The organism is Lacrimispora sp. (assembly GCF_032078915.1).
Classification (GTDB): Bacteria; Bacillota; Clostridia; order Lachnospirales; family Lachnospiraceae; genus Lacrimispora.
The window spans coordinates 1-12,166 of record NZ_DAMAUN010000132.1 but is presented as its reverse complement, the minus strand read 5'-3'; the positions used below and the strand labels follow the sequence as shown (position 1 = coordinate 12,166).

8 protein-coding genes are annotated in these 12,166 nt (G+C 43.3%); 6 read left to right on the top strand and 2 right to left on the bottom strand.

Annotation, left to right across the window (positions count from 1 at the left end):
* A partial coding sequence (locus tag RT269_RS28100; protein WP_313187670.1) for a response regulator occupies positions 1 to 203 on the bottom strand: 203 nt, incomplete at its 3' end.
* Between the two features lies 1 nt (position 204).
* Positions 205 to 1,965 (bottom strand): sensor histidine kinase, encoded by a 1,761-nt coding sequence (locus RT269_RS28095; protein WP_313187669.1) that lies wholly within the window; start codon positions 1,963 to 1,965, stop codon positions 205 to 207.
* 186 nt (positions 1,966 to 2,151) lie between these two features.
* Here RT269_RS28095 and RT269_RS28090 point away from each other — a divergent pair, with 186 nt between their 5' ends.
* The 6 genes from RT269_RS28090 to RT269_RS30290 form a co-directional block, all read left to right on the top strand.
* Positions 2,152 to 3,495 carry an ABC transporter substrate-binding protein gene (locus RT269_RS28090; protein ID WP_313187667.1) on the top strand — a complete coding sequence of 448 codons (1,344 nt, stop codon included), beginning with the start codon at positions 2,152 to 2,154 and terminating at the stop codon, positions 3,493 to 3,495.
* A 26-nt stretch (positions 3,496 to 3,521) separates the two neighbouring features.
* The gene (locus tag RT269_RS28085; RefSeq protein WP_331664253.1) at positions 3,522 to 4,451 is read left to right on the top strand and encodes a sugar ABC transporter permease; all 930 of its coding nucleotides are present in this window, start codon (positions 3,522 to 3,524) and stop codon (positions 4,449 to 4,451) included.
* A gap of 6 nt (positions 4,452 to 4,457) precedes the next feature.
* Positions 4,458 to 5,312 carry a carbohydrate ABC transporter permease gene (locus RT269_RS28080; protein ID WP_313187665.1) on the top strand — a complete coding sequence of 285 codons (855 nt, stop codon included), beginning with the start codon at positions 4,458 to 4,460 and terminating at the stop codon, positions 5,310 to 5,312.
* A gap of 179 nt (positions 5,313 to 5,491) precedes the next feature.
* Positions 5,492 to 9,640 (top strand): hemoblobin-interacting domain-containing protein, encoded by a 4,149-nt coding sequence (locus tag RT269_RS28075; RefSeq protein ID WP_313187664.1) that lies wholly within the window; start codon positions 5,492 to 5,494, stop codon positions 9,638 to 9,640.
* 491 nt (positions 9,641 to 10,131) lie between these two features.
* Complete coding sequence (locus RT269_RS28070; RefSeq protein WP_313187662.1) at positions 10,132 to 11,805, top strand: S8 family peptidase; 1,674 nt, start codon at positions 10,132 to 10,134, stop codon at positions 11,803 to 11,805.
* A gap of 199 nt (positions 11,806 to 12,004) precedes the next feature.
* A partial coding sequence (locus tag RT269_RS30290) for a phage holin family protein (protein WP_313187671.1) occupies positions 12,005 to 12,166 on the top strand: 162 nt, incomplete at its 3' end.

Below are 12,166 nucleotides of genomic sequence, written 5' to 3'. Positions count from 1 at the left end.
TCAATAAGGTCCAGGCCGTTTAAGATAGGCATACGGATATCCGTAATCACCACATCCGGATAATCGTCACAGATGATATCGTATGCCTCCATTCCGTTTTTCGCAGTGGCGATGAGTTCATAGCCGATGGACTTATAGTCGATCATTTGGGAAAGGGCCTCTCTTATAATCTGTTCATCATCTACAATCATCAGTCTCAACATATCAAATCTCCTTTTCCTTAGGAATGGACAGCATTACCACTGCCATATCTCTTTCGTTATAAAACTTCAGGCCATAATGATCTCCATAGAGCAGCTTTAACCGGGAATGAATGTTGGTCAGGCCCACACCGGAGCCTTGGGGCTTGATCTCTTTGTGCCTGATCTTTTCTAAAAGGTCCGATTCAAACCGGGAACCGGTATTGGATACCCGGATCTCATAATCGTTCTCCATTTCCTCTACGATGACCTGTATCCTGCACATTTCATCCGTATCCTCCATGGCGTGTTTTAAGGCGTTTTCAACCAGGGGCTGAATACAGAACTTTGGAACGGATATATGGGTAATGTTCTCCGGGATCTTAAGTTCAAAGTGAAGCCTGTCCTTAAAACGAATTTCCTGAATGCGGATGTAATTATCCAGCACCTCCAGTTCATCTTCAAGTGAGATGATGTCTTTTTGTCCGGCAATGGAGGCCCGGAATAAGTTTCCAAGGGAACGAACCATAACCGAGATATCTTCGGCTCCGTATTTCTGCGCCATCCAGTTGATCGTATCCAGGGTATTGTATAAAAAGTGGGGATTGATCTGCTGCTGGAGCATCTTAATGGTGGAATCCCTAAGCAGAAGCTGTTTGTCATAATTTTCATCCCGCAGGACCTTTACGCTGTGGGTCATTTCATCAAAACTCCGGTGAAGCTGGCCGATTTCGTCCTGGCGGTTTTCATAGTCATAGCATTTTACATCACAGGCCAGGGACTCCCCGCTGCCGAACTTCTGAATCTTTTCGATCAAATAATCCAGGTGGCGGAAAATATGGCGGAAAATCTGGTTGACATAGGTTGCGGTGATAAATATGATAAAGACGGTAAATATAATGATCTGAAAGCTCATAAGCTGAATTCTGTAAAAAAGCGGATTATAATCCCTGAAATAAATATAATCCCAGCCCACATACGGAACATGACCGAAAATGATAAATTCCTTTTTATTGTCCAGTGTGGAAATGAGATAGGCGTTCTCCTGCTGTTTGTTGCCGGCAATGATTTCCGCGCAGTACCCGTCGTGAAAGGCAGTTGCAGGGTAAATCCTCTTATCTCCTGACATCAGGATGAAATTAGAATTTTCCACAAGGCTCCCGGCGCTTTTTAAGCCGTCCTCAATCATTCGCTCCATGTTAACTGTAATGTATAGCCCGGCCAGCTTTTTTAAGCTTAAGTATTTCAGCTTTAATATCTGCCTGGCGCATACCGTATCGTTTCCCGGTTCTATGCCTGGAACCCAGGTGGCTTGTCCTTTTAAGTCACTGGTTGTTTTATCAAGCTCCTTAAGGTCGAATTTAAGGATCTCGTCTGAGCTTCCCATACAGATATTCGTTCCGTCAGTCAGGATAATATTAATGGATTTTATATATTTGCTGCGGTAAACATAGGAATAAAGCTGCTGATAAATTTCCTGGCGGGCCTGGGCTCTTCGGTTGCTGTAAGGTTTCTCAGCTAAAAACACCAGATTATTCTGAAGGATGGGGTCACCGATCATGTTGTATGATATGCTTTGGATCAGCTGTATTTCCGATTCCAGATAAGTGGTCACATGATTTAAGGAATTGGCATTGGTGCGGTACAGCTCTTCATTATAGCGGGAGGTAAGAATCCTGATGCTGATAAGGAAGGTAATACAAACCGCCAGCAGGGCCAAAAGGAAAATGGTCAGTATTTTTTTGTATAAAGACAGGTTATTAAACCAGAACGTACATCGTTTCATAATCATATATCCTTTCCCCAAGTAATCGTATTATATAGTAAAAAGATAAAAAAAGGAATTGTAAAACCGCCTAAAATCACATAAAGCCGTTTTTTTAATCATAAAAAGCCATATTTTAACTTTACCGTTGTGCATATTTGCCATAAAATGTGAATATCACAAATAACTTAAAGGGAGGTTTTACAAGTGAGAAAGAGATTACTAGCAACATCACTGGCTGCATTAATTGCAGCGGCATCTTTAGCCGGTTGTGGTTCCAAGACAGAAAAAGTGGATTCCGGGACGACAGCGGCTGCTGCAACAGAGGCGTCAACTGCAAAAACAGATGACAAGACAGCATCAGGAGATAAGGTAACTTTAAACATTTGCTGGTGGGGCAATCAGACCAGAAATGACGTAACAAAAAAAGCAGCGGATTTATACATGAGTAAAAATCCAAATGTGGATATCAAGGTTGAGTTTACTGACTGGGGCGGTTACTGGGACAAGCTTTCTGCAATGGCAGCCGGCGGTAACTTACCGGATATCATCCAGATGGACTATTCCTACTTAAACCAGTACCAGAAGAGCGGACAGCTGGCTAATTTATCAGAATTCATATCCTCAGGCGTTATTGATACTTCAAAGATTCCTTCAAGCATCATTGAGAGCGGCTCTATCGATGGAAACTGCTATGCTCTCAGCCTTGGAAGCAATGCACCTCTGATGGTTTATGATAAAGCCATTGTAGAGAAGGCAGGAGTGACCATTCCTGATCAGATGACCTATGATGAATTATATGACATTTCCAAAACCATATACGAGAAAACAGGGGTAAAGACTGCTTATGACGGCTGGATCAATATGCTGCAGATGACAGCAAGAGCCAATGGTTCTCATATATTCGATGAGTTAATTGCGGGCAATGAAGATTCCACGAAGATACATTTCGCCAATGTGGAGAAATTCCAAAAGGCAGAATTCTCCATCGCACCAGATATTCTTGTTGAAAAGAACCCGGATAACATTGAAACAAAACCGATTGTAGATGAGACCACATGGAATGACTTCCCATATTCCAATCAGTTTATCAGCCTTTCCAATGCAGCCGGAAGAGAGTTAGAAGTAACGATGAACCCGGTTCTGAACAAAGAGACACAGAATATGTATTTAAAGCCAAGCCAGTTCTTCTCTATTGCTGAAACTTCCAAGAACAAAGAGGAAGCTGCAAAGTTTCTTGACTGGTTCACCAACAGCGTAGAATGTAATGAAATCCTTATGGCTGAAAGAGGAATCCCGGTTAATACTGAGGTTGCTGATGCCATTAAACCAAAGGTAGATGCTGTTGCACAGAAGGTATTTGACTATGTTGCAAAGGTTTCTGAGATTGCGGTACCGATTGATGCTCCAGATCCAGCAGGCAAGGGTGAAGTTGAGGCATTGACCAAGAGCGTAGTAGAAGCAATCCGCTATGGTGATACATCCGCCGATGAAGCGGCAGCCAGCTTTGTACCTGAAGCGAAAAAGATTTTGGAAGAAGCAGCAAAATAGTGACAGAATAGTCTGGAGGGAATTAGATGAAGAACAATCAAATGACCCCCAAAAGAAAAAAAACATTTTCCCAGGTAATGAACACACCGAAGGTTGCAGGATATGTATTTATCCTGCCCTTCATTATAGGCTTTCTTGCCTTTCTGGCCATACCAATGATTTTTTCTTTAGGGTTTTCGTTTACCAGATACAATATTTTAAAATCACCGGTTTTTATAGGTCTGGAAAATTACAAGGCCATGTTTACAGCGGATCCAAAGTTTTGGAAGGTATTTGGCGTGACCATGTACTATGTTCTGTTTTCGGTTCCCCTCCGGCTTCTCATGGCTCTGCTTGTAGCCATGCTGCTTGTAAAAAGCACTAAGATGTCCGGTTTTTACAGAGCGGTTTATTATCTTCCTTCCATCATTGGCTCCAGCGTGGCTGTGGCAATTCTCTGGAAGCGGATGTTTGCCAGTGACGGTGTGATCAATGCAATTTTAAGTATTTTTGGACTACCGTCCGACATTGCATGGCTGGGAAGAGCTGATACCGCTATCTGGACCCTGATTATCCTTGCTGTCTGGCAGTTCGGTTCTTCTATGCTCATATTTTTATCCGGGCTAAAACAGATTCCCATAAGCCTTTATGAGGCGGCTACCGTAGATGGTGCCAATGGCATTCAGCGTTTCTTTAAGATCACGATCCCAATGCTGACACCAACAATTTTCTTTAACTTGATTAACCAGCTGATCAACGGCTTTATGGCATTTACCCAAAGCTATATTATTACTCAGGGAAAGCCAAAGGACAGCACACTGTTTTATACAGTATACATGTACCAGAATTCCTTTACGTATAATAAGCTGGGCTACGGCTGTGCAATGGCATGGTTCATGGTGCTTGTAGTAGGGCTTTTGACCCTGATACTTTTCAAGACACAGAAGAAATGGGTATATTACGAATCAGAAGGGTGACAAAATATGAAAACAGGATATAGAGAAAGAAGAATAGCCACCACAGTGGTTTATCATGTGTTCACCTTTTTGCTGGCATGTGTTATGATATATCCCCTTGTGTGGATGGTGATGAGTTCCTTTAAGAACTCCAATGAAATATTCCGGACGGCTGCCAAACTGCTGCCTGATAAATTTTCACTTGAAAACTACCGCGTAGGTTGGCAGGGCTTTGCCGGCTATGGTTTCAGCACGTTTTTTAAGAACTCTTTTATCATTGCAGGACTTTCCACGGTCGGGGCGGTGGTTTCTTCCGCCATTATAGGCTATGGATTTGCCCGTATTGATTTTAAGTTTAAAAATTTCTGGTTCGCATGTATGCTGCTTGCCATGATGCTTCCGTTCCAGATCATTATGATTCCCCAGTATATTATTTTTAACAAAATGGGATGGGTGGGAAGCTATCTTCCCATCATTGTACCTCAGTTTTTTGGCCAGGGCTTTTTCATTTTCTTAAATGTACAGTTTATAAAGGGGATCCCAATTGATTTAGATGAGGCTGCCAGAATGGATGGATGCACCATATACTCCATTTTCATAAGGATCATTCTTCCTCTTATTAAACCGTCTCTGGTGACCAGCGCCATTTTCTCCTTTATGTGGAGATGGGATGATTTTATGACGGCTCTGCTTTTCTTAAGCGATCCTATGAAATACCCGGTCAGCTATGCATTAAAGATGTTTTCCGACCCAACGGCCGGCTCAGACTGGGGCGCGATGTTTGCAATGGCAACCTTTTCCCTGATTCCTATTTTTCTGATTTTCCTGACCATGCAGAAATATCTGGTGGAAGGAATCGCCTCCACAGGAATCAAGGGTTAAAACAGATTTTCAGGCAGGAAAACCGCTTAGTGGCTTTCCTGCTTGTTTTATTGGTGATAAATTATCACTGGACATCAATTGAATAATTTTCTCGTTTATCCGCTTGCCCAATGATAGGGAATATTTTATACTACATTAGTTAGTTTTGGCTAACTTCAATCATAAGCAAGGAGGTATCTATGAGAAATAGAAATAAGGTTAAATTACTGGCGGCTCTGACTGCCATGAACCTGGTATTTACTATCCAGCCGTTTGCAGGAGAGTGGAGGCAAGATGGTGATAGGTGGCGCTATATTCTGGAAGATGGCCGGGAACAGAGGAGTTCGTGGCTGAAAACCGATGACGGCAATTGGTATCATTTTGATGAGAACGGAAATATGAGAACGGGATGGTACCAGGACGCGGATCAAAAGTGGTATTATCTGGAGCCAGACGGTTCCATGGCTTCCGGCTGGAAGGAGATTGGTGGAAAGTGGTATTACATGGATGCGGACGGTTCCATGGCTTCCGGCTGGAAAGAGATCAATGGGAAGTGGTATTATCTTGACAAGCAGTCAGGAGAAACACTGGTAAATGGTTACACGCCCGATGGATACTATGTGGACGGCAGCGGGGCCTGGAACGGAAAGTCATCACGGAATTCTTACAATGGCAGCAGCTCTGGCAGCAAATCCTCCAACAATACAGGGGGGAACACGGGAGGAGGAAACAATCAGCCAGGGGAAGAAAATAATCAACCCGGAGGAGAAAACAGCGAAAATGGGAATACCGGAAATAATGGAACGGAGGGCGGAGAAAATCCATGGGAAAGCAAAAGTCCTGTTGTTCTGGAACAAACCGGGATCGTATCTGTTCAGGGGCTTCCCTATGCCGTAATATCCTTTTCCGACCAGGCAGAGGGGCTTGATGAGTTCCGTTATTCCATAGCAGGGAAAGATGCCACATCGTCCGTTACTCCTGTGACAACTTCAGGCAGGACGGTAAAGATACCTTTGCCGGATGAAAATACCCATACACTGGCCATAACCTCCGGGAAATGGACCGTATCTGTTATTTCACTGAGAGAGCCGGGAAAGAGTACTGTGGCAGAGAAAGAGCTTGTTGAAACGAATCTTTCCCTTCCATCGGATGTTCCCTATATGGTGCTTACTAAGGCAACCATTCCCTTGACCCAGTATGTAAAATTTATCAAGCAGGGGGATTCTCTCTTCATAAAGCCTTCGGAAACTACGGTAGATACCCAGCTCCAAGGGCTGGAAGAAGCGCAGAGCAAAATCCAGGAAGAGAAAGAAAGCGATATCCTTATAGTGGAAGATAACCGGACCGCGGCAGGTATTAAGAGCTTTGCTTCGGATGCGGTCTCAAGTGCTACTACCGCACCTCCTGCCAGTCTGGAGGGAAAGGAAGAGACAGCCACAATTGCTGTATTGTTTGATTTGGCAGCAAATAACATAATTGCGGATAATCTGGGAATTAGAACCTCTTCTGTGGAGGCCTTTCTGTCTAAATGGGAACCTTCTGAGAAATTGTCTGCGTTAAATGAGGACCTGACCCTGAGTACAGATGGGAAAGACTTAAAAACCAGAAATTGGAAAAGCGCGGAGGACCTGCCCAGGTATGTGAAGTATTTAACAGACAAAGGCGGCTACGGAACAAAAGTAGAACTTTTAACTGGAAAAACAGACAATACCAATCCGCCTGAGCTGACCATTGCTCCATCTTTGAAAGGAAAGAGCGCGGTCATAAAGCTTAGTGAGGAAAATGAATCGTGGTACCGTTCCATTACTGAAATTGAGATTCCTTACAGTGAAACCAAAACCCACTACTATCAGGAAAGTAATACCTTATCTGCAGACGGGAAAACCATGACCCTGAGAGTAGATGCGATCAGCGGGCCCATGAATTATACCGGAGATTATGAGGTTACGATCCATTCCTTTGGGTTCGGAGATGTAAAAGGTTCTCTTTCTGTTGTAGATAAGGCTCCATCATTTACACCGACTTGGGATGACGCCAACAGCCAGTTGAAATTAAGAGCGGGCTTTTCATATTATACAGATCAGATAACGGCAATTACAGTCAATGGAACCCGGCTGGAATCCGGAAGCTTTACGAATGATTACAATAATCTGTATATTTCCTACGGCTATCTGGTAAACGGAAAAAATACGATTGAAATTCAGGCAAAGGGTTATGAAGATACCAGCCTTGAGGTGGATTCCCCGGAAGCGTTTGTTACACCTAAGAAAGCGCCGTCTGTTACCGTAAGGGAAGTGATAGAAGGTTCTTCTGTGGTATTTGATATCGGAGCCTTGCAGGAAGACAGCGAAGAGATGGAATGGTTCCAGGCTTTAGAGGCTGATCATCTTGCTCTGACCTATTCCTATAGCAGTGTTTCCGGCCTTTCTCTTGAAAAAGACGGAAACAGTTTTACAGTCACTTCAAATAAGACTACAATGTCTTCTTATTACACATATACCATGAAAATTGCCATACCGGGATACGATATAGTAACGATATCGTTTACTCCCGTAAAAGCACCGCCTGCCACAACCCAGCAGTGGAACCAGGAAAATTACAGCTTAATGCTTACCGGCAATGCCTCTTATTTAAGCTCCTCTGTAACAAAAGTGGTTTTAAACGGAACAGAACTGAAAAAGGGAGAAGCTGCCGATTATACTGCTTCCTATGGCAAAGGAATTGAAATTTTCCCTCATAACTTTACTGCCGGATCACCATATAGAATTGAGCTTTATGCCTCCGGCTATGGAATAAAGATATTAGAAGGGACTGTTCCGGCAGATTTGGTGTCTCCATTAGAAGCTCCGGTGCTAAAATCAGAAGCTGTTGTACAGAAAGGTACCGTAACTGTGGAGGTGGTTTCAGGTGAGGCAGCCGATTGGCTGAATAATATCAGTTCGGTGACACTATCGGATTCTTATTCTTCAACAGCTGTCACTTATACCAAAAATGAAAATGGACTGACTTTGCCAACGGTTGGTTCCTACAGCCCTGGTACTTATACGATTACGGTAAATGCAAAGGGATACCGGGCAGCTCAGGTTGAGGTCAGAATCTTAAAAACAGTTAGTGTTAAAGGCGTGATTAATTATGACGAAGAACGCCTGGAACTGACAACCACGGATTCCTATTTCTATGATAAAGCAACGGTATCCTTGAATGGATCCGAGTTAAAGAAGGGTACTGGATATACGACCAGCGGATACAGCACAATTTATATTCCTGCTGCACTGCTTACAGAGGAAGAAAACCTTCTGGTCTTGTATAATGAAGCATATCAAAAGACAGAAATGAGCTTTGGGCAGTATATTGCCTATGAAGCGGCACCAAAGCTTGAAATAGAAAACGGAACCTCCTTAAGCGGAGAAAATACAATCGTCCTGCATGTAGCGGATGGGAACCAGGAATGGTGGGATTCTCTGATCCAGTCTCACGTATCCGTAAAGCGTTCTTCCTCCAGCCAGACGATTACAGGATTCAGCAAAGACGCTGATGAAGAGCAGTTAACGATTACGCTAAGCGGTACATTGTCAAATTATTATGGCTATAACGTAACAATCTCAGTGCCGGGATACCGTTCCTGTAATGTTGCCTTCACTCCGTACCAGAAGCTGCCGGATATAACCGATGAGTGGCTTGAAAACGGAGATCTGCAATTTTCTACCGATGCATCTTCCTATTTTTATAGCTCCTACAACACGGTTTATCTGGATGGCGAGAAGTTGACCAATGGCACAGATTATAGCTTGAATACGAGAACAAAGCCGTACAGTTTAACCATTTTAGCCAAAAATTTCACCTCAGAGGAGCATGAGGTAAGGATACTATCAGAATATAATAATTATGCGCCATATGAAATAACGGTAACAGTTCCGGAAATCCAAAATTATATGAATGTGGAGGCAAGGAAATTAATCGTGGAAGAACCGGTTGCAGAGGCGGTAGAGAAACCTGAGATAGAGGAAGGAAATGAACCTGCAAAAGAAAATACGGAAGAAAATACGGAAGAAGTAAATAAGGAAGAAGAAAATCAAACAGAGGAAGGTCCAGCAGAGGAAAGTCCGGAAGAGGGGTATCCGGAAGAAAATCTGACAGAAGAACCCCTGGCTGAGGAATCGGATACGGAGGGTGACCAGGTTAATGAAGAGGAATCATTCGAGGAAAGTTTGACGGGGGGAGCAGACCGTGGATCTTCGAAAGATAACGCTGCACAGGATTCTTCTCAGGAACAAAATGGTGCTGTCATAGATAAACTTAACTGGCACCAGCTGCCGGAAAATGGGCAGGAGAAAACGGCTGCCGAATAGGAACCCGGTGGTTTCATAGAGTAATCTTGTTTTATGTCTCAAAAGATGGAAGAAGCCGACAGGAGAGGGAATCCTGTCGGCTGAGTATGAAAATATGTATATGAAAGGTCTCGCTGGCCTGTTTACCTGTATTAATATAAGGTGGAAATGTGTTGAGAATTTGATGGAAATGTGAAGATACTGTGAAAGGAGAGAAAAAATAAAAAAATGGAGCACCGCAGGATTGGGGAAATACGGCACTCCAAAGAAGAGTTATATAAATTATAGCGCAAATAATCGATTAAGTAAAGGGAAATAAGTAAATTTTTATAGATAATCCATTAATATTTTGTAAATATATCATAAATTGCAATATAAAATATAAATATACACATTACTACACTATTGCCATTTTATTCCCAGGATTGTGGCATATTCTTCTGCTCATATTGGAACCTCTTCTGCATAAAATATATCATATGCTTCATTTGAAACAGGCAGGAGGCCGCAATATGGAAAAAATACTGGATAATCGGTATTATGATCTTATCATAAGTAATGCCTTGGTTCCATCTTATAATACTGGTGATAATATTACCACGCTGAATGATATGAATTCCTTGCTGCATATACCAAAGGATCAGATGGAGCCCTGTGATCTTGGGATAAATCCCTATCATTACTTTCCGACTTTATATACCCTGGAGTCATCGGTCAGCATTGAGAAATCCGGCATAGGATCTGTTCAGAGGACTCCCGGCCTTGGCCTGATTGGGAGAGGGGTAATTGTTGGCATTGTGGATACTGGTATTGATTACCGCCATCCTGCTTTTAAGTATAATGACAGATCAACCAGAATCCTGTCTATATGGGATCAGACCCAGGTGGGAAGCACACCTCCAAGAGGGTTTACTTTCGGTGCTGAATATACCAGAGAGCTGATTAATTTTGCATTGATTTCTGAAAATCCTCTTTCGATTGTTCCCACAGTTGATACCATACGTCACGGAACTGCAATTGCAAGCATCATTGCCGGAAGGCCTAATGATGATTATAACTTCAGCGGTGTTGTTCCAGATGCGGATCTTCTGGTAGTAAAACTAAAAACAGCGAAGGATAACTTAAAGAAACTGTTCTTTGTTCCGGATAATGCCTTATGCTATCAGGAATCAGACATCATCCTGGGAATCCGGTATTTGGTTACTACTGCTCAAAGGCTGAACCGGCCTCTGGTCATATGCATTGCCCTTGGAAGCAGTCAGGGAGGGCACGACGGGCGAGGTGCCTCCTCCGCTTACCTGGATTATCTGGTACAGCTGCCAAGAATCGGTGTGTCCATTGCTGCCGGAAATGAAGGCAATAACGGAAGACATTTTTTTAACAGCACTCAAACCGCACCTTATATAGACACCTTTCAGTTAAACGTAGGAATCAATGATAGGGAATTTGCCATGGAAATCTGGCCTTACATACCTTCCAGGCTTTTTATAGAGATCATTGCTCCAACCTGGGAGACTTCCCAGATTATTTATCCTTCCTTTGCAGATTGCATAAAAATTGTCTTTCAATCCGTGGACAGCATTGTCTGGGTGAACAATATTATTTTTGAAGAGGAAACCGGAGATCAGTTGATTCTGGTGCGTTTTCAAAATTTAGTTGCCGGAACCTGGAGTATCAGGGTAGGCAGCACTGAAAATGAAGGTTTTTCCTATCATGCATGGCTGCCCTCCGGTAATCTCATATCAAATGAGACCTTTTTCTTAAACTCCAGTCCTGATACAACCATAACTTCCCAGGGAGATGCCCCACATCCTCTGACAGTTACGGCCTATAATCAGTTGGATGGAATTATACTGAATGAGTCAAGCAGAGGATATACCAGACTGGGGCTTGTAAAACCTGATTTGGGTGCTCCCGGCTACCAGCTTCCCTGTGCGCTTCCTGACTTTCGATATGGAAATGCTACCGGTACCGGAGCTGCGGCTGCCCATGCGGCTGGGGTCGCGGCCATGGTCATGGAATGGGCCTACAATAAGGGAAACTATACGTCCGTTACCGGATATCAGATCAACCGCTTGTTGATTCGCGGGGCAAGACGGGACCCTGTGAATGTTTATCCAAACAATATTTGGGGATACGGGCAGCTGGATGCAGCAAATATGTTCAGGCAACTGACAACAATTTAAGATCAAAACCTTCAGGATGAGCAGAGTTTTCTCCGGCATCCTGGAGGTTTTTTTGTAATGATTCTATCACGTATGGAACTGCCGCGTATCCGGGGGAGGCAGGAACGTTTGAGGAAAAGAAAGCATCAATTAAATCAGGCGGTAATACCAGACGGAAGGGTTTAAGGAGGGGGTTCTGTAATGGGAAAGGGGAAAGGAAATGATTATTATGGAAGAGATCATAAATTATGTGAAACCAGAACTGGTCGTAGTGGCAGTGGTTCTTTACCTGCTGGGGCAGTGGATGAAGCAAAGCCAGACGATTAAAGATAAATACATTCCAATGATTAACGGAGCGGCGGGGATTGTTTTGTGTAGTGTA

Excerpts from the sequence above, each read along its gene's own strand:
- RT269_RS28095 (WP_313187669.1), bottom strand. The coding sequence starts at position 1,965 with ATGAAACGATGTACGTTCTGGTTTAATAACCTGTCTTTATACAAAAAA.
- RT269_RS28085 (WP_331664253.1), top strand. The coding sequence starts at position 3,522 with ATGAAGAACAATCAAATGACCCCCAAAAGAAAAAAAACATTTTCCCAG.
- RT269_RS28080 (WP_313187665.1), top strand. The coding sequence starts at position 4,458 with ATGAAAACAGGATATAGAGAAAGAAGAATAGCCACCACAGTGGTTTAT.
- RT269_RS28075 (WP_313187664.1), top strand. The coding sequence starts at position 5,492 with ATGAGAAATAGAAATAAGGTTAAATTACTGGCGGCTCTGACTGCCATG.
- RT269_RS28070 (WP_313187662.1), top strand. The coding sequence starts at position 10,132 with ATGGAAAAAATACTGGATAATCGGTATTATGATCTTATCATAAGTAAT.